Origin of the sequence: Pseudomonas sp. BMW13 (assembly GCF_013357275.1) — a bacterium.
In the GTDB taxonomy this organism is placed as follows: domain Bacteria; phylum Pseudomonadota; class Gammaproteobacteria; order Pseudomonadales; family Pseudomonadaceae; genus Aquipseudomonas; species Aquipseudomonas khazarica.
In genome coordinates, this window is record NZ_SUKD01000005.1 from 190,498 (window position 1) to 208,659 (window position 18,162).

The following is an 18,162-nucleotide window of genomic DNA, read 5'->3' on the forward strand; positions in this document are numbered from 1 at the left end:
TTCGAGACAGCGGTCTCGAACCCTCCCTAGAAAGAATCTGGAAGCGTGGCCGAGTGGTTTAAGGCAACGGTCTTGAAAACCGTCGATGGGCAACTATCCGTGAGTTCGAATCTCACCGCTTCCGCCATTTCCCTGTATTGCCCTGAGCAATTCCCGATCTTAATCTGACGCTTGCTTTTTGACTTCCGTGCGTCAAGCTAGGTCAGTCCCTGGCTTTTTTGCTAAGGTGGCCGGCAAGTTCAACCTCACCGTCGCTGCACGGTGGCTGACAAGGTGCAACGAGGTGGCGATTGATTAAGGTGCTGGTGGTCGACGATCACGATCTGGTTCGCACGGGTATCACGCGCATGCTTGCTGACATCGACGGCTTGCAAGTCGTCGGTGAGGCCTGTACCGGTGAGGAAGCCTTGCTCAAGGTTCGTGAACTCAAGCCGGACGTGGTGCTGATGGACGTCAAGATGCCTGGCATCGGCGGCCTGGAAGCCACACGCAAACTGATGCGCAGCCACCCCGATATCAAGGTGGTCGCCGTCACCGTCTGCGAAGACGATCCGTTCCCGACCCGCCTGCTGCAGGCTGGCGCCGCCGGCTACCTGACCAAGGGTGCAGCGCTCGACGAGATGGTTCAGGCCATCCGCCTGGTGTTCGCCGGGCAGCGCTACATCGACCCGCAGATCGCCCAGCAAATGGCGCTGAAGTCCTTCCAGCCGCAGAGCAATGGCTCGCCGTTCGACCTGTTGTCCGAGCGCGAGATCCAGATCGCCCTGATGATCGCCAATTGCCATAAGGTGCAGAACATCTCGGACAAGCTCTGCCTGTCGCCGAAGACCGTCAATACCTATCGGTATCGCATCTTCGAGAAGCTCTCCATCACCAGCGATGTCGAGTTGGCACTGCTGGCGGTGCGCCACGGCATGGTCGACGCCGCCAACTAGCCGATGTCCGCTCCGTTCGATTCGAGTGCGTTCCTCGCGACCTGCAGCGGTCGCCCTGGCGTCTATCGCATGTTCGATGGCGAGGCCCGCCTGCTGTACGTGGGCAAGGCGAAGAATCTCAAGAAACGCCTCGCCAGCTACTTTCGCAAGACCGGCCAGGCGCCGAAGACCGCCGCGCTGGTCGCGCGCATCGCGCAGATCGAAACCACCATCACCGCCAACGAAACCGAGGCGCTGCTGCTCGAGCAGACGCTGATCAAGGAATGGCGGCCGCCCTACAACATCCTGCTGCGCGACGATAAGTCCTATCCCTACGTATTCCTGTCCGATGGCGACTTCCCGCGCCTGGGCATCCATCGTGGCGCGAAGAAGGCCAAGGGTCGCTACTTCGGCCCCTATCCCAGTGCGCTGGCCATTCGTGAAAGTCTCAGCCTGCTGCAGAAGACCTTTTTCGTCCGCCAATGCGAGGACAGCTACTACAAGAACCGCACGCGTCCCTGCCTGCAGTACCAGATAAAGCGCTGCAAGGGGCCCTGCGTGGGCCTGGTAAGCCCCGAGGAATATGCAGAGGACGTGCGCCACTCGGTGATGTTTCTCGATGGGCGCAGCAATGCCCTGAGCGAGGAGCTGTCCGTCAGCATGGAAAAAGCCTCCATGGCCCTGGAGTTCGAGCGCGCGGCCGAACTGCGTGACCAGATCGCCATGCTCCGGCGCGTGCAGGATCAGCAGAGCATGGAGGGCGGCACCGGGGATGTCGACGTGGTTGCGGTCATGCTCAACCCGGGCGGCGCATGCGTGCACCTGATCAGCGTTCGCGGTGGCCGGGTGCTGGGCAGCAAGAACTTCTTCCCTCAGGTAGCCATCGAGGAGGAGGGCGGCGATGTGCTGATGGCCTTCCTCGCCCAGTACTACCTGGGCAATGCGGAACGCGACCTGCCGAGCGAGCTGATCGTCAACGTGCAGCATGAGGATTTCGCCACGCTCGTCGAGGCGATAGAGTCGCTGCGGGGACGCAGCCTGACGATCAGTCACCGGGTGCGGGCGACCCGGGCACGCTGGCAGCAGCTGGCCGTTACCAATGCCGAGCAGGCGCTGGCTGCACGCCTGGCCAATCGCGAGCACATGACCGAGCGTTTCGAGGCCCTGGCGACGGTGCTGGAGATGGATGAGCCGCCGCAGCGCATGGAATGCTTCGACATCAGCCACTCCAGCGGTGAGGCGACGGTCGCTTCCTGCGTGGTGTTCGGCCCCGAGGGCCCGCTGAAATCCGACTATCGGCGCTTCAATATCGAAGGCGTCACCGCAGGCGACGACTACGCGGCGATGCACCAGGCGCTGACCCGGCGCTTCAGCAAGATCAAGGATGGCGAAGGCAAGCTGCCCGACGTGCTGCTGGTGGACGGCGGCAAGGGCCAGCTGGCCATGGCCCGTGAGGTGTTGCAGGAACTGGCCGTGCCCGACCTGATCCTGCTGGGCGTGGCCAAGGGCACCACGCGCAAGCCCGGCCTCGAAGTGCTGTACCTGAACGACGCAGCACATGAGTTCACCTTGCCCGGCAATTCGCCAGCGTTGCACCTGATCCAGCAGATCCGCGACGAGTCCCACCGTTTCGCCATCACCGGGCATCGTGCGCGCCGCGGCAAGGCCCGGCGTACCTCCACCCTCGAGGAGGTTGCGGGTATAGGGCCCAAGCGGCGGCGTGAGTTGCTCAATCATTTCGGCGGTCTGCAGGAGCTCTCGCGCGCCAGCGCCGAAGAAATCGCCAAAGCACCCGGAATCAGTAAAAAGCTCGCTGAGTTGATTTATGCGACCCTGCACAGCGAGTAGAATGCTCGCTCACCTCGCAGCCTAGTTGTGCCGATGAACATCCCCAACTTGCTTACCGTGCTCCGGGTCGCGCTGATCCCGGTTTTCATCCTGCTGTTCTATTTGCCGTTCTCCTGGAGCTACTGGGCCGCCAGCGGCGTTTTCGCGATTGCCGCTGCGACCGACTGGCTCGATGGCTACCTGGCACGGCGCTGGGAGCAGGGCACGCCATTCGGTGCCTTCCTCGATCCGGTCGCGGACAAGCTGATGGTGGCTGTCGCGCTGGTGCTGCTTGCGGCCGAGCACTCCAATCTCTGGCTGACGCTCGCAGCGGCGATCATCATCGGCCGCGAGATCGTGGTCTCCGCCTTGCGTGAATGGATGGCCGAGCTGGGTGCCCGTGCCCAGGTGGCGGTGTCCAACCTGGGCAAGTGGAAGACGGCGGCGCAGATGCTGGCGTTGGTCATCCTGCTCGGCAACCCGCCACAGTTCACCTTCTGGGTCATCGTCGGTTACGTGCTGCTGGTCATTGCTGCCGTGCTGACTCTGTGGTCGATGCTGCAGTATCTGTTGGCCGCCTGGCCGCACCTCAGCACCACCTCGGAAAAGAAATAAGTTTTTTTGAATCAAAGGGTTGACGTCGCGATTCGATTCTATAGAATGGCGCCCGTCGACAAGACAAGCGGGAATAGCTCAGTTGGTAGAGCACGACCTTGCCAAGGTCGGGGTCGCGAGTTCGAGTCTCGTTTCCCGCTCCAGTTTTACACGAGTCGCCAAGGCGGCTCGTTTGATTTAAGGCTGAGTTGCAGAGTGGTTATGCACCGGATTGCAAATCCGTGAACGCCGGTTCGATTCCGACCTCAGCCTCCAATCCAAAGGCCTCGTAGATCAACGATTTACGAGGCCTTTTTCATTCTCCATGGCACCTTTTGCGTGCCTTGCGAGGACGTGGAGGGCTGTATATAGTCCAGCCCTTCGCACAGCGCTACCGCCCGAATGGCGAAATCGGTAGACGCAGGAGACTTAAAATCTCTCGCCAGTAATGGCGTGCCGGTTCGAGTCCGGCTTCGGGCACCATTTGAAATCAAACACTTACGGTTTTCGCGGCTGTATGGTTTGGTCCGCAATTTGCGCCGTGGTCCGCAATTTATCGTGTTGGCGTGATTTTTTTCCCTCGACGATCTCTGATGTAGTGCTCGGTCATAACCACTGTCGTATGGCCTAGCTGGTCTCTTGCTTGCAAAATGTCGCCGCTGGATTCCGCTTTGTCGGTTCCTGCCTTAGCCCGCAGATCGCGTAGTTGGAACTCTGCTTTTTCAATGCCTGCGGCCTCTCTGGCCTTGTCGAAGCGAGAGCGCAGCATTGCTTGCGTCATTGGTGCGCCATCCTCGGCCACAACCAGCTTGGTTGAACGTACCTTGTAAGTGGCTTTCCTAGCTTTAATTCTATCCAGCAGCGGTGACAACTCGCCTGCGACTTCGATACGGCGCTTTGCCCCTGTTTTCGATTGTCTGACATGCAGGTAGCCATCTTTGATATCTCGCTCGTCTAGTCGCAGCGTGTCACCAGGGCGCTGACCTGTGAGATAGACGAGATCCATCGCGTCTCGCAGGCCTAGGTCTGCTTTTGCGTAAACGGCCTGGTACAGGGAGTCTTCGATGTATACATCACGACCTTTCTCCTTGTTTCCTTTGACCCCGGAGCAAGGGTTGGCCATCGCCGTGTAGCCCATTTCTCGGGCATAGTTCCAAATCGCAGACAGAAGGGCTTTCTCTCTGTTGGCGCTTATGGGAGCAGATTGGCGCCAACGGAGGTACTGGCGAACGTGCTGGGGCTGGATGGCCTCTAGCGGAGCCGGGGGATCGCCAAAAAACTCCAGTAAGTTACGCAGTTCTTGTCGATTTTTGGTTTGAGTGCCGGGAGCCTTGTTTGGAATGATTTCGACTGAGTATTTCCCTGCGACGTACCCAAAGGTGATCACGCTATTGCGCAGGTCAGTTGCGGTGCGGTCGCGTTCAAGCTCGGCGTATTTCATGATGGCTTGGCCGTAGTCACTGCCGAGAGGGATCTCTTTTCTCGGTCGGCCGCCTAGATCGTAATAGTAATAAACCTTGCCACTCGGTTTGCGGCGTTCCCGCAGCCTCGGTATTGCTCCTGGTTTCGTCGGTCTACGTCCCATCTATCCTGCCTTCCTCGACCTCCAGGCCACTTCTTGCGCAACGCTAACCTTCGACACCGGCAATAGATTGGCCGCAATCACACACGGCCAGCCATTTGCCTTGATCGTATGGGGTATGCCGTTTCTGCGTAGGACCTCGATTTGCTTCGCTCTTATCTTGGCGCCAGTCAGCTCACAGACTTGCTCGTGGCTCAAAAACTGTATTGCTTCCATGAGTAGCGATCCCGCCAATACCATAACGGTGATTGTGTGATAGGTGAAAGGTGTCTATTGGCACCATATGGCACGTTCTGGTGTACCTCAACCGGGAGGGGAGGATTGCAGAGTAGTGAGCGGCAGATTCGATGAGTCAGGCGGTGCGAGAGACGTTGCAGCATTAGAAGGGACTAAGATCGGCTCTGAAACTCGGTAGCTCCATGGATTTTCCCCCAAAAAAAACCGCCTTTGAGAGGCGGCTTCTTGCTGATTCAGCGATTATTCAGGCCAGTGCCTGAGTCTCTCTAATGTTCTTCGCCTCTTCGAGCACTTTGCGCTGACTTTCGATGGCACGAGCAGATGCAGCGCCATAAGCGGCGCGCTTAGCAGCATCAGAATTGCTTCTGAAAAAGCTCGATAGAGGGCTCGGGTTGCCCGCATGAACTCTTTTCATCGATTAGGCCTCGGTTAAAATTCGATCAAGCTCAGTGGCAGAGTATCCAAAGGTGACCAGAGCGTCAATTTCGTCAGCGCCGACGTTAAGCTCCACGGCTTGGTTACTGCCGTCAGTGTCTTTGACGATCAGGTCAACCTTGAGTTGCAGGCGAAAGCTCTGTTTCAGCACCTTCACAACCTCCTTCGCTGCGAAAAGCTGCCTGATGAATTCGGCCTTCGGGATGTTTCTTCCCTCAGTGAGCTCTCGGGCTCTCACAAACTCCCAGGCAAGCAAGGGATCCTGATAGACATAGACGATAGTGATGTCCCTGTTGCGTCTCAAGGAACGCTCGACGTTTCGTCTGGCTACCTGCTCGTTAGCAAGCGTTCCATCCAGCAAAAATGACTGTCGTTGCTCAAGGACAAGGTCATGCAAGCGCTCGACGATGCTGTTCACGGCTCGTTGGAACAGCCGAGAGTTGTTACCTGTGTACTCGGGAAAATAGACACGTAGGTCATCTGGGTCGATTCGCAGAGCTCTCGCCCCGACATCTTCGAAGCCTGCAATCAGGGCTTTGGATACCTCCGTCTTACCCGCACCAGGGGAGCCTGCCATGAAAACCGAGACAGGCGTTTCCTCTCCAGGATATACCCTGACATCTGCTATTTCTCTGGCGATGCGAGTCCTGTTTGCCTTGGCGAAGGCAATCGCCCGCTGCTCAATACCTACTTCTTCTTCCGTCATCGGCCGTGGCAGTGCTCTCGACTTTGGTGAAGAAGCCTAACAGTGTGGCGACGGCATGTCCTCAACTCGACGCTGCCTTCCTGAATACCCGATCCCTCGCCATGAACGCCTCCAGCATGTGCGGGATGAGCGTCAGGGCGTCGACCTCTTCGCCATAGGTTTGCGAGTGAAGCGCCGCGTAGCGCTCGAGGTCAGCCTTCAGGCTGGCCGGGCAGGTGAAGGTCAGCTTCAGGTTCTCGGTTTTCGGCAGCGGGCCGAGGCGCAGCTTGGTCGTACTCATTGTGGGCTCCTCATTTGAGCGGAGAAGGGCTGATAGGGACGCAGCACCAGATCGCGGTTTACGATCACGCGTAGGGGTAGGCCAGGGCGCTGGGTCAACGTGGGGTGGATATCGAGGTTACAGCGGGTGACCTCCTGGCCGACCTGATTCACCGCGTCTTGCAGGCTGTCGCGTCCGGCGATGATGATGCGGTCGCCATCGGTGCGACTGGTCGGTGCCGCCAACTCCGCACCGATGCCCAGCAGACTTGTCATAGCCGCGCCGGCGACGATCCGATCCCAATGCCAGTCGACGCCATCCTCGAGACCGGCATAGCCGGCGGCATCGGTACCGACCAGATTGTCGAGTTGGAAGGACGAGGTGTCCGGCAGGATCACTCGCTGCCACACCACCTGCACGCGGCTTTGTCCGTAGCTCACCTGGCTGTTGTAGCGGCCCAGCAGGCGCGCACCTTGCGGAATCAGCACATGCTGGCCGGTGGCGCTGTCGTAGACCGGCTCGGTCACCGTGGCGATTACGTCGCCGGGCAGATCCGACTTGATACCGGTGACCAGCGCCGCCGCGATGATGGTGCCGGCCATCACCTGGTAGGGCGATTCAGGCATCTGCAGCAATCCTGAATTACGGATCTGTGCGTTTACGGATCTACTGAGAAACGCCTCGTTCCGTTCCTGCTGGGTCTGCGTTCCTGCAGTTGCGGCTACCGCGCCTGACGAGGCCATACCCGGGATCATGGGATCGGGCTGGGCACTCCCAGTGGATGCAACGTTCGATTTCCGCGCGCTGCTGGTCTGAAAGAAGACCGAGGATAGCGCTGCCTCCTCGGCTTCCTTGAGCAGTGCCAGGCGCTCAGCTTCGGCGGCATCTGGCCCATATCCATAACCTTGCGCTTGCTGCTCGGCCCTGAGGATCGCCCCGCCCAAGTCGCCAGGCAGCGGCGGCCCCAGTTGCGGTACCTCGGGCGCAGGTGGAGGCGACAACTGCGAGTAGTCTGCTGGTAATTGTTCCAGTCCCTCGGAGCGTGCCACGCGGTCGACGTTGTATAGCTCGTTCGGCTCGGCGCCCTGTCGGCGCTGCTGCGGCTGCAGCGACCACAGCATGGCTCCGAGTACCGCAGCCGATAGGCCGCCGACTACTACCGCCAGCATGCGCGGATTGAGTCGGGTGACCGGACGCGGCTTGGCGCGCAGCTCCAGCGACTCCGGCGCCTCCTTGGGCGATAGCGAGGTTGCTGCGGCTTGGTTGTCGTTCTTGGCCGTCATGCTCATGGCCTCCGTGCCACGCCGTCGGTGCGCTCGATCCGCACCACGTCACCCTTGTCGGCGCCAAGGCGTAGCTCGGCCGCGCCGAACAGGCGGTCGACGATGTAGTAGGGCGAGCGGAAGCGATAGTTGACCAGCTGTCCGTCACCTTCGGGGCCAATTACGAACAGCGGTGGCAGCTCGCCTTGGGCGATACCGGCGGGGAACTGGATATACACCTTTTGGCCGTCGTCGAAGGTACGCAGCGGCTTCCAGGGTGGATTGCTGCCGCTGATCGCATAGCGAAAGCGCAACTGCTCCAAGACCAAGCCTGCGTCCACTGGCGCCGCGGCCTGAGCGGCACTGGCACGGCGTTGCAGGGCGAGCATGCGATCCTTCGGATAGTTCCAGGACACCGACGCCATCCAGGCCTGCTCGGTGGAAATCAGCTCGATCAGATAGGTGCGGCGCGTGGTGGTGATCACCAGGTTGGTCTTGAGATCGACCCGCGTCGGCTTGATCAGCACGCTGGTGCGTAACTCGTCGCCGCTACCGCTGGTGGTATCGCCTACGATCCAGCGTACGGTGTCGCCGGCGGCCACAGTGATCAACTCTTCGCCGGGCTGCAGGTTAATCGCCGTCACCCGACCCGGGCTGGTGTACACCTGATACAACGCGCCATCGGAGTAGGGCCAGATCTGGATGGCGTTGATATAGCCTTCCCGGCTCGGTGCTACCCGAGCCTCGCGATTGGCGCGCGAGACCCGCACGCGCTCGTCGGCCGGCTCCTTGGCCGGCTTGCTGCGCTGAGCTTCCGGCAGTGGCTTGAGCTGTGTGGGCAGGGCCAGGGGCTTGGGGACTTCCACTACCTCGATGGGCTTGGGCGGCTCCGGCAGACGCTGCGCCTCGACCGGTTCATCCAGCGCGATCATTGGCGGCTGCTGGCTGGCACAGCCGGCCAGCACGTTCAGCAGCAGAGAGCAGATAGAAAGATGTAGGGACGTTTTCATGGTTTCTTCGCTCCTTCCGTAGTGTCCAGTTCGCGGCTCCAGGACAGGCCGTTGACGTAGATGCCGAGCGGGTTGCGGCGCAGCTTTTCCTCGGTGCGTGGAGGCTGCAGTACCAGCGAGATCACCGCGGTCCAGCGCTCCAGGCCGGCGGCCGAACCATTCACGAAGCGGCGTTCGATCCAGCGCACCTGGAACGAGCTGTCGCTGGCACGCACCACGCTGGTGACTTCCACCGATACCGACTCCTTGCCGACCCGGGTGAAGGGATCGTTGGCGCGGGCATAATCATTGAGGGTTGCCGCGCCGCGGTCGGTGGTGGAGTGATAGGCCTCCAGCCAGTTCTGCCGCACCACCACCGGATCGATAGAGAGCGAGCGCACCTGCTGGATAAAGCGCGCCAGGTGATGCGCGATCTGCGCATCCTGGGGTTGGTAGGGGCTGGCGGCTTTGCCGACGGCACGCACCTGGCCGAGGTTGTCGACCTCCACCACGTAGGGCGTCACCGTCGACTGCGCCGAACGCCAGACCAGCCCGCCGGCCATCAGCAGCGCCAGACCCAGGCAACCGAAGGCCATCAGCCGCCAATTGCGTGCCTGCGCCAGGCTGCTGCCCATGCGCAGGTCCCAGGTCTGTGCCGCGGCCTGGTAAGGGGTGACAGGTTGAGGGGTGTCGCTGTAGCGCACCCTTGGACGTCTGAATCGCATCTTCGTCCTCCTTTACTAACTTGATGGGTCGCGGATCTGCGGCCCAGGTGATGAACCACCGCCATCGCCACCACGAAGGGTGTGGGCGACCGTACTGGTGGCCTGTGAGAGTTGTTGCCTGCGCTGCAGGCGCCTGGCCCAGTCAGGCTGTTTGGTTGGAGCAGTTGCAGGATCGGAAGCGGCGGGGGCGCCACTTGCTGCAGCGCCGGAAGAGGCTCCTGCCATAGAGCGAGCGCCGCCTATTGCCAAACGCGCGGCTCCAGGTGCCATACGCGCGCCGGCCAATACCGCGCCGCCGACACCTGTTGCTACTGCAGCAGCACCTGCTGCCATACCCGCCGCGCTGAGTGCGGTACCGGCTGCTGCACCGGCACCCAGTTGCGGTGCGCCGGAGACCAGCCCGGTGGCAATACCCGGCCCGAAGATGCCCAGGCCCAGCAGGGCCAGCGAGGCAAGCATGACCACCAGTGCATGGTCGATGGAGGGTTCGTCCGGCACGGCCTGGAACTCGGCGAACAGCCCGCTGCCAATGCCGACGATCACCGCCAGCACCAGCACCTTGATGCCGGACGCGACCACGTTGCCCAGCACCTTCTCGGCGAGAAAGGCAGTCTTGTTCCACAGCGCAAAGGGCACCAGCACGAAGCCGGCGAGGGTGGTCAGCTTGAATTCGACCAAGGTCACGAACAGCTGAATGGCCAGGAAGAAGAAACTGACAATCACTACCAGCCAGGCGAGAAACAACACCAGGATGCTGTGCAGGTTGCTGAAGACTTCGGGAAAACCGCTGAGGCTGCTGATCTGCTCAAGCAGCGGCCCTCCGGCATCAACTCCAATCGCGGCCAGCCGCCCTGGCTGCAGAAACTCCGCATGACTCAATCCTGAACCTGAGGCCAGCAGACCCAATCCCGCGAAAGAGTTGAAGACGATCTTGGCCAGGGCATTGAAGTTGCCGATGATGAACGCGAAGGCGCCGACATAGAGGGTCTTGCGGATCAGCTTGGCGCTGACATCCTCACCGCCCATGGCCCAGAACAGTCCGGCCAGGGTCATGTCGATCACCACCAGGGTCATGGTGAGAAAGGCCACCTCACCGCCGAGCAGGCCGAAGCCGGTGTCGATATACAGCCCGAACACCTCGAGGAAACGGTCGATCACGCTGACGTCGTTCATTGCACGTCCTCGTCGAAGCTTGGCGGTATCGCAGGTAGATCAGCAGACCGGAGAAACTCGCCGGGCCGAGCACAGCCCGAGTAGAAGCGCTCAGCCGCATCGTCTTGCCGAGCCATGACCCCGTTTTCGTCCTGTCCGCAGGCGACCAGCACAAGCAGCGGCAGCAGTGTCAGGAATTTCATGAGGGTGCCTCCCTACCGATAGAACTGCACGGGGTAGGGGGTATAGGGCGTGCCGTTGCCCATAAAGCGACGCCGCCGTTCGCGTGCCTCCTCGGCCGCTGCAGACTGACGGGCAAGCTCCAAGGCGACTGCACGGTTCTGGGTGATCTGCAGCTGCTGCGCCTGGATCGACTGCTTGGCCTGCAGGGCCAGCAGCTGGTTGGTGGCCTGGGCGGCCTGCAAGGCCCCACCCGCGGACTGGCTCTGCTGCACCAGGGCGGCCAAGGCGCTTTCGTCCTCGGTCAGGTTCTGCGTCACCTGCGCCTGCACACGCAGCGCCGTATGCAGCCCGTCGAGGCCCTGTTGCCAGCGTTTGCGTGCTTCTTCTGCCAGGCGTTGGCTGCTGACGTCGCCGGTGTACTCGCTCGGGTAGAGTCGGCTGAACTCCTGATCCAGGCGCTGCACTTCGTAGGCCAGCCCTCGCGCCTCGGCGAGCAGCCGCTCAGTATTGGTCAAGCTCGCGCGCAGTTGGCTGACCACGTTGTAGTCCAGGCGCTGTAGGTGACGGGCCTGGTTCAGCAGCATCTGGGTCTCGTTCTGTAACTGGCGAACCTGGTTGTTCGCCATTTCCAGGGTGCGCACCGCAGTCAGGGTGTTCTGCACCAAGTTGGTCGGATCGATTACGGTGAAAGCGTTGGCCGGCTTCACGGCCAGCAGACCTAGTACCAGCAGCGTGGCGCAGGGGAAACGGTGAACAGGGGATCTCATGGCAGGCACTCCTTGCGTGACGAGGGATAAGCGGTGAGCAGGTCGGCGGCCCAGTCCAGGCCGCGGTGATGCAACCAGGCAGGGGCAAAATCGGCGGCGCCGGACGTCTGCAAAATGCGGTCGACCTCGCGCTGCTCGGCCGGGCTGGCCGAGGCGGCGAAGGCCAGCGCCACCGGCCCCAGGTCGAGGTCGAACAGGCGGTTGCCCAGGCGCGACTGGTAGTAGTAATCACGCTTGGGCGTGGCCTGGGCGATGATCTCGATCTGCCGGTCGTTGAGGCCAAAGCTTTGGTAGATGCCTCGGATCTGAGGCTCTCCCGCCTGCGGATTGGGCAGGAAGATGCGGCTGGCGCAGCTCTCGATGATTGCCGCAGCGATGCTGGAGTCCTTGATATCGGCCAGCGACTGGGTGGCGAAGATGACGCTGACGTTCTTCTTGCGCAGGGTCTTGAGCCATTGACGGATGCGCGCGGCGAACAGCGGGTCGTCGAGAAACAGCCAGGCCTCGTCGAGGATCAGCAGGGTCGGCGCGCCGTCGAAACGTTCCTCGAAGCGGGCGAACAGGTAGCTCAGCACCGCAGCTACCGCCGCCTTGCTGTGCATCAGTTCCTCCATCTCGAAGCACTGCACGTCGGCACTGCCCAGCCGATCCTGATCGGCATCCAGCAACGGGCCATGGGCACCGCCCAGTACGTAGGGTTGCAGCGCCTGACGCAGGGCGTTGTCCTGCAGCAGCACCGACAAACCGGTCAGTGTGCGCTGCACGTCCGGCGCGCCGGCCAGGCTGTCTAGCGCCGTCCACAGCGCAGCCTTCTGCTCGGGGCCGACGGCCACGCCTTCCTGCAGCAAGCGCGCCTCCAGCCACTCGGCGGCCCAGGCTCGGTATCCCGTCTGATTGATGCGCGCCAGAGGCTGGAAAGCCAGGTCGCTGTCGCCTTTGAGGTCGTAGTGCTCGCCACCCAGGCCCAGCACCGTTGCGCGCAGCGAACGGCCCATGTCGAAGAGAAACAGGCGCGCGCCCGGGTAGCGTCGAAACTGCAGAGCCAGGGTCGCCAGCAACACCGATTTGCCCATGCCGGTAGGGCCAGCCACTAGGGTGTGGCCGACGTCGCCGACATGGGTGACCAGGCGAAACGGAGTCGCGCCATCGGTGCGGGTGATCACCAATGGCGGGCCATTCAGATGTTCGTTGCGTGCCGGGCCGGCCCAGACTGCCGAGACCGGCATCAGGTGCGCCAGATTGAGCGTGGAGATCAGCGGCTGGCGGACGTTGGCGTAGGCGTTGCCGGGGATCGACGACAGCCACGCCTCCACCGCGTTGAGACTCTCGGCGATGGTGACGAAGCCGCGGCCCTGGACCACCCGCTCTACCCGGCGCAGCTTCTCGTCGGCGACCTGGGCATCGGCATCGCTCACTGTCACGGTGGCTGTCACATAGCCGAAGGCGACCTGGTCGGCGCCAAGCTCCTGCAGCGCCGCGTCGGCATCGCTGGCCTTGTTCGCCGCATCGCTGTCGAGCAGTGGGCTTTCCTGCTGGAAGATCGCTTCGCGCAGCAGCGCCAGGACACCCTTGCGCTTGGCAAACCACTGCCGGCGCAGGCGCACCAGTTCCTTCTCGGCCTCGTCCTTCTCCAGGCAGATAAAACGGGTCGACCAGCGATAGGCGAAGCCCAGACAGTTAAGGTCGTCCAGCACGCCTGGCCACGTTGAGGTGGGGAAGCCACGTACCGACAGCGTGCGCAGATGCTGCTCACCGAGACGTGGCGCCAGGCCAGTGCTCAGGGGGCTGTCGGCAAGCAGGGTATCGAGGTGGAAGGGCACTTCGGGTACAGCCATCCGCTGGCGATGGGGCGAAATCGTGGCATGCAGGTAAGTCAGCGTCTGGCTGTCATCGAGCCAGGCGAGCTCCGGCATCACCCCGTCCAGCAGGTCGAAGAAACGATCCGTCTCAGCGACAAAGGCAGTCAGTCGTTCGCGCCAGTCGACGCCGCACTGCGGCCGGTGCTCGTAGAGCAGGCCTGCGGCGCGCGAGCGTGACTCTTCCGGTGGCAGGTAGAGCAGCGTCAGGTGATAGCTGCTCTCGAAGTGACTGCCCTGGGCCTCGAAGGCGGCGCGGCGCTCCTCGTCCACCAGCCAGGACAAGGGTTCAGGAAAGTCGCTGTCAGGGTAGTTGGCTGCCGCTAGGCGCTCAGCCTCGATAAACAGCGCCCAGCCCGAGCCAAGGCGGCGCAGGGCATTGTTCAGGCGCGCCGAGGTGGCCACCAGCTCGCCCTGGGTGGCGCTGTCCAGGTCCGGCCCGCGAAAGCGCAAGCTGCGCTGGAGCGAACCGTCCTTGTTCAACACGACGCCGGACGCGACCAGGCCGGCCCAGGGCAGCCAGTCGGCGAGCTGGGCGGGGCGGCGCTGGTATTCGGTGAGGTTCAGCATGGCGGCCTCCTCACACATCCAGCAGCGACGGCTGCTTGATGTGGCGGGCGAAGACCTGCAGGAACTGCGGGTCCAGGCGGGCGCCCCACACCGCCAACGAATGACCGATCAGCCAGAGCGCAAGGCCCGGCAGCCAGAGTTGCAGGCCCAGGCCGACCACTGCCGCCAGAGTGCCGTTGAGTATCGCCACGTTGCGCGGGGCGCCACCGAGCAGAATCGGCTCGGCCAGCGAGCGGTGCAGTGGCACCTCGAAACCGGGGATGAGTTCGCGCTCGCCGTTCATGCGATCACCGCCCCGCCGGTAAAGCTGAAGAAGCTGAGGAAGAACGACGATGCGGCGAAGGCGATCGACAGGCCAAAGACGATCTGGATCAGCTTGCGAAAGCCGCCACTGGTATCGCCGAAGGCCAGCGTCAGGCCGGTGGTAATGATGATGATCACCGCGATGATGCGCGCCACCGGACCCTGTACCGAGTCGAGGATCGATTGCAGCGGTCCCTCCCAGGGCATGCCGGAGCCGGCGGCGAGCACGGGCAGGGAAGCGCCCAGGCATAGGGCGCCGAGCATCAAGGCGTCGATGAAGCGACGACGATTAGCAACGCAGGGATGGCAGGCAGTCATGGCTGTTTTCCTGAGTCAGTGAAGGAATGAATGCTGGGGCGATGGACGTGAGTTGATAGCCGCGCTCGTCATAGCCGGTGACGCGGGCGATCTGCTGGACATAGCGCGTGCGGCCACGCCCGGCGAGAAACACCACCAGGTTGACCGCCTCGGCGATCAACGCCCGCGGCGCGGTCAGGGCGACCTCCAGGATCAGTTGCTCCAGGCGCAGCAGCGCACCCTGCGCGGAGCCGGCATGAAGGGTGGCGATGCCGCCGGGATGGCCGGTGCCCCAGGCCTTGACCAGATCCAGCGCCTCACCGCCGCGCACCTCGCCGACCATCACACGGTCGGGGCGCAGGCGCAGCGTGCTGCGCACCAAGTCAGCCATGGACACCACGCCGGGCTTGGTGCGCAGAGCGACGTTATCGAGGGCCGGACACTGCAGTTCGACCGTGTCCTCCAGCACCAGCACGCGATCACCACTGCCGGCCACCTCGGCCAGCAGCGCGTTGGCTAGAGTGGTCTTGCCGCTGCTGGTGCCGCCGGCCACCAGGATGTTCTGCCGCTCACGCACGGCCACGCGAAGGTGCTCTGCCTGCGCGGCACTGAGGATGCCGTCGGCCACGTACTGCTGAAGCGGGATGACGCCGGCGGCGCGTTTGCGCAGAGCGAAGGTCGGCCCGGCCACCACTGGCGGCAGTACACCCTCGAAGCGCTCGCCAGTCTCTGGCAGCTCGGCGCTCAGTAGCGGCTTGTTGCGATGTACCTCCTGGCCGACATGCGCTGCCACCAGGCGGATGATCCGTTCACCGTCGCCAGCCGCTAGCGTGCCCAACCGGGCGCGGCCGACTGACAGGCGATCCAGCCAAAGCACTCCATCGGGGTTGAGCATCACCTCGACCACGTCCGGGTCATCCAGGGCGGCAGCGATCAGCGGGCCCATCGCCGTGCGCAGCATGCGCGTGCGCCGATCCAGAGAAGCTGCCGTTGCACTCAGCACAGGGGAGGATGCGACAGTCATGGACGCTCTCCCGAGACCTGGGCCTCTGCCTGAACCTCTTCGTGTATGTCTCTGACCAGGCTGCGTCCGCGCTGCAGGTGGCGCCCCAGTTGCTCGACGAACTGGCTGAAGCGCAGCTTGCCCTGCGCGCGTGCTGCTTCTTGGTGAGCCTCGGGTACAGGCGTGCTCACCGTGAGGTAGTAGCGCACATAGAGCGCCACGGTCTCGATCAGGATGTTCTGGTCGCGCTCCAGCCGCTCGAACTGGCGCGATAGCCGGTCCAGGCGCTTGGCCATGGCCACCTCGCGCTGCTCGCCAGACTCGGGTGAAAGCCAGGAGGCTAACGCCGCAGCGATGATTGAGGACTTCGACACGCCTTTGGTGATCGCCAATTCGTTCAGGCGCTTGGCATGCTCGGGTTGGATAAATAGGTTGAGGCGGGCTCGGCTCATAGGGCTATTCCATCGTCAGGGTCGAGGGCGGCCAGCCGCGCCACGCGTTGCAGGCGTGGGTCCGGCTGGGTGGGGAAGGGGGCGGGAATGTCGTCCTCGTCGAGCAGCAGCAGGTCGCTGGTCAACTCGTCGTGATCCGGCAATTGGGCGAGCTCTGCTAGCTCGGGCTGACGGCGTGGACCGCCGTCCTCGATGGCCTCGCCGTCGCTCAGGTCGGCCGCTGAAGCGTCAACGGCCTCAGGCACGGCCAGGCCGCTCCAGTCGTCCGCCCGTGGCGCCGGTGCATCGGCGTAGCGGCCCGGCTGCAAGTGCGGCGCTGGCAGTACTCGGCTCTGGAAGTTGGTGTCGGTGAAGTAGCGCAGCTTCTTGGCGCGGATCGGCGCGAGCCCTGAGAGCATCACCACGGCCTCGTCGCTGGGCAACTGCATCACCTCGCCCGGGGTCAGCAGCGGGCGGGCGGTTTCCTGGCGCGACACCATCAAATGCCCCAGCCAGGGCGCCAGACGGTGGCCGGCATAGTTGCGCTGCGCGCGCAGCTCGGTGGCAGTGCCGAGAGTCTCGGAGATGCGCTTGGCAGTACGTTCGTCGTTGGTGGCGAAGGTCACCCGCACATGGCAGTTATCGAGGATCGAGTGGTTCTGGCCGTAGGCCTTGTCGATCTGGTTCAGTGATTGCGAGATCAGGAAGGCGCGCAGCCCATAGCCGGCCATGAAGGCCAGCGCCGTCTCGAAGAAATCCAGCCGCCCCAATGCCGGAAACTCATCGAGCATCAGCAGCAGCTTGTGCCGGCGCTCGATGCCGTCGGAGCCGTCGAGCGACTCGGTCAAGCGCCGGCCGACCTGGTTGAGGATCAGGCGGATCAGCGGCTTGGTGCGGCTGATATCCGAGGGCGGTACGACCAGGTACAGCGACACCGGATGCTCGGCCGAGATCAGGTCGGCGATGCGCCAGTCGCAGCGCGAGGTGACCTCGGCCACGGTCGGGTCGCGATACAGGCCGAGGAAGGACATGGCCGTGGACAGCACGCCCGAACGCTCGTTGTCGCTCTTGTTCAGCACTTCCCGCGCGGCCGAGGCCACCACTGGATGCGGTGCATCGCCCAGGTGCGGCGTGGTCATCATCCGATGCAGGGTCAGCTCGAAGGTGCAGGCCGGATCGGAGAGGAAGTTGGCGACACCGCGCAGGGTCTTGTCCTGGCCGGCGTAGAGCACGTGCAGGATGGCGCCGACCAGCAGCGCATGGCTGGTCTTCTCCCAGTGGTTGCGCCGCTCCAGCGCGCCTTCCGGGTCGACCAGGATGTCGGCGATGTTCTGCACGTCGCGTACCTCGTGGGCACCGCGACGCACTTCCAGCAGCGGGTTATAGGCTGCCGAGGCCAGGTCTGTGGGGTTAAATAGCAGGCAGTGGGAAAACCGTGAACGCCAGCCTGCGGTCAGGCTCCAGTTCTCGCCCTTGATGTCGTGGATGACCGCCGAGGAAGGCCAGGAGAGCAGGGTGGGGACTACCAGTCCGACACCCTTGCCTGAGCGCGTCGGCGCGAAGGTCAGCACATGCTCAGGGCCTTCGTGGCGCAGGTACTGCCCATCGAACTGGCCGAGGAACACTCCCGCGGGCTGGGTCAGGCCAGCCTTGCGCACCTCATCCGCATCGGCCCAGCGCGCCGAGCCGTAGGTGGTGACGCGGCGTGCCTGGCGCGCTCGCCAGATTGCCATCCCGATGGCCACCACCAACGCCAGCAGACTGCTGCAGGCGGCGATGCTGCCGCCGACGTTGAAGACGTCCGGCGCATAGGCGTCGAAGACGAACCACCACTCGAACAGACTCCAGGGGGGATACACCGAAGTGCCCAGCAACTCGAACCAGGGCGCGCCAAGGCGAGCCTGGTAACCGAGCGCAGCAGCCGTCCACTGCGTGGCACTCCATACCCCGGAGAGGGTAATGGTCAACACTGCCAGCACCTGGCCATACAGCACTGTCGCCGCTTGCATCCCTGAACCCAACCTCCCAGGCAAAACGCACGGCACGCCAATGTGCCGTGGGCGAGAGGTT

At 63.0% G+C, this 18,162-nt stretch carries 19 protein-coding genes and 4 tRNA genes; 7 read left to right on the forward strand and 16 right to left on the reverse strand.

The genetic code is table 11. From position 1 onward, the window contains the following. Positions 1–39: 39 nt before the first annotated feature. The 7 genes from E4487_RS05970 to E4487_RS06000 all read left to right on the forward strand — a co-directional run bounded on the left by E4487_RS05970 (position 40) and on the right by E4487_RS06000 (position 3,818). Positions 40–127: transfer RNA gene (locus E4487_RS05970), tRNA-Ser, on the forward strand. 163 nt (positions 128–290) lie between these two features. Next, the gene (gene uvrY, locus E4487_RS05975) at positions 291–935 is read left to right on the forward strand and encodes a UvrY/SirA/GacA family response regulator transcription factor (protein WP_037056669.1); all 645 of its coding nucleotides are present in this window, start codon (positions 291–293) and stop codon (positions 933–935) included. Between the two features lie 3 nt (positions 936–938). After that, positions 939–2,762, forward strand: a complete 1,824-nt coding sequence (gene uvrC, locus E4487_RS05980; RefSeq protein ID WP_150609563.1) for an excinuclease ABC subunit UvrC — start codon at positions 939–941, stop codon at positions 2,760–2,762. A gap of 33 nt (positions 2,763–2,795) precedes the next feature. Continuing rightward, positions 2,796–3,356 (forward strand): CDP-diacylglycerol--glycerol-3-phosphate 3-phosphatidyltransferase, encoded by a 561-nt coding sequence (pgsA, locus tag E4487_RS05985; protein ID WP_037056661.1) that lies wholly within the window; start codon positions 2,796–2,798, stop codon positions 3,354–3,356. Between the two features lie 67 nt (positions 3,357–3,423). After that, positions 3,424–3,499 (forward strand) — tRNA-Gly (locus tag E4487_RS05990). Positions 3,500–3,537: 38 nt separating this feature from the next. Continuing rightward, positions 3,538–3,611 (forward strand) — tRNA-Cys (locus E4487_RS05995). Positions 3,612–3,731: 120 nt separating this feature from the next. Then, positions 3,732–3,818: transfer RNA gene (locus E4487_RS06000), tRNA-Leu, on the forward strand. A 70-nt stretch (positions 3,819–3,888) separates the two neighbouring features. Here the strand turns inward: E4487_RS06000 and E4487_RS06005 are convergent. The 16 genes from E4487_RS06005 to E4487_RS06080 form a co-directional block, all read right to left on the reverse strand. Next, the gene (locus E4487_RS06005; RefSeq protein ID WP_175252905.1) at positions 3,889–4,920 is read right to left on the reverse strand and encodes a tyrosine-type recombinase/integrase; all 1,032 of its coding nucleotides are present in this window, start codon (positions 4,918–4,920) and stop codon (positions 3,889–3,891) included. Further along, positions 4,921–5,157: a DUF4224 domain-containing protein gene (locus tag E4487_RS06010; protein WP_373921504.1), complete on the reverse strand. Its 237-nt coding sequence runs from the start codon at positions 5,155–5,157 to the stop codon at positions 4,921–4,923. Positions 5,158–5,572: 415 nt separating this feature from the next. Then, entirely contained in the window at positions 5,573–6,295 is a 723-nt protein-coding gene (locus E4487_RS06015; protein ID WP_175252907.1) for a zeta toxin family protein, read from the reverse strand. A gap of 61 nt (positions 6,296–6,356) precedes the next feature. After that, on the reverse strand, positions 6,357–6,575 hold the full coding sequence (locus E4487_RS06020; protein WP_175252908.1) for a DUF2274 domain-containing protein: 219 nt from the start codon (positions 6,573–6,575) through the stop codon (positions 6,357–6,359). Continuing rightward, positions 6,572–7,837 carry a TrbI/VirB10 family protein gene (locus E4487_RS06025; protein WP_175252909.1) on the reverse strand — a complete coding sequence of 422 codons (1,266 nt, stop codon included), beginning with the start codon at positions 7,835–7,837 and terminating at the stop codon, positions 6,572–6,574. The genes E4487_RS06020 and E4487_RS06025 overlap by 4 nt, the downstream gene beginning before the upstream one ends. Before the next feature lie 2 nt (positions 7,838–7,839). Continuing rightward, entirely contained in the window at positions 7,840–8,826 is a 987-nt protein-coding gene (gene trbG, locus E4487_RS06030) for a P-type conjugative transfer protein TrbG (protein WP_175252910.1), read from the reverse strand. Beyond that, on the reverse strand, positions 8,823–9,530 hold the full coding sequence (gene trbF, locus E4487_RS06035; RefSeq protein WP_175252911.1) for a conjugal transfer protein TrbF: 708 nt from the start codon (positions 9,528–9,530) through the stop codon (positions 8,823–8,825). Before trbF ends, trbG begins: the two co-directional genes overlap by 4 nt. Before the next feature lie 15 nt (positions 9,531–9,545). Next, positions 9,546–10,703, reverse strand: coding sequence for a P-type conjugative transfer protein TrbL (gene trbL, locus E4487_RS06040; RefSeq protein WP_175252912.1), 1,158 nt, complete (start codon positions 10,701–10,703; stop codon positions 9,546–9,548). After that, a complete protein-coding gene (locus E4487_RS06045) occupies positions 10,700–10,885 on the reverse strand; it encodes a hypothetical protein (protein WP_175252913.1) in 186 nt (61 codons plus the stop codon). Before E4487_RS06045 ends, trbL begins: the two co-directional genes overlap by 4 nt. 12 nt (positions 10,886–10,897) lie before the next feature. After that, entirely contained in the window at positions 10,898–11,632 is a 735-nt protein-coding gene (gene trbJ / locus E4487_RS06050; protein WP_175252914.1) for a P-type conjugative transfer protein TrbJ, read from the reverse strand. Then, positions 11,629–14,058, reverse strand: a complete 2,430-nt coding sequence (trbE, locus tag E4487_RS06055) for a conjugal transfer protein TrbE (RefSeq protein ID WP_175252915.1) — start codon at positions 14,056–14,058, stop codon at positions 11,629–11,631. Before trbE ends, trbJ begins: the two co-directional genes overlap by 4 nt. Positions 14,059–14,068: 10 nt before the next feature. Beyond that, entirely contained in the window at positions 14,069–14,341 is a 273-nt protein-coding gene (locus tag E4487_RS06060) for a VirB3 family type IV secretion system protein (protein ID WP_088193690.1), read from the reverse strand. Beyond that, the gene (locus tag E4487_RS06065) at positions 14,338–14,679 is read right to left on the reverse strand and encodes a TrbC/VirB2 family protein (protein WP_175252916.1); all 342 of its coding nucleotides are present in this window, start codon (positions 14,677–14,679) and stop codon (positions 14,338–14,340) included. The genes E4487_RS06060 and E4487_RS06065 overlap by 4 nt, the downstream gene beginning before the upstream one ends. Further along, on the reverse strand, positions 14,651–15,619 hold the full coding sequence (gene trbB, locus E4487_RS06070; protein WP_175252956.1) for a P-type conjugative transfer ATPase TrbB: 969 nt from the start codon (positions 15,617–15,619) through the stop codon (positions 14,651–14,653). Before trbB ends, E4487_RS06065 begins: the two co-directional genes overlap by 29 nt. A 59-nt stretch (positions 15,620–15,678) precedes the next feature. Further along, a complete protein-coding gene (locus tag E4487_RS06075) occupies positions 15,679–16,113 on the reverse strand; it encodes a CopG family transcriptional regulator (protein WP_175252917.1) in 435 nt (144 codons plus the stop codon). Beyond that, on the reverse strand, positions 16,110–18,101 hold the full coding sequence (locus E4487_RS06080) for a conjugal transfer protein TraG (RefSeq protein WP_175252918.1): 1,992 nt from the start codon (positions 18,099–18,101) through the stop codon (positions 16,110–16,112). Before E4487_RS06080 ends, E4487_RS06075 begins: the two co-directional genes overlap by 4 nt. Between the last annotated feature and the right edge of the window lie 61 nt (positions 18,102–18,162).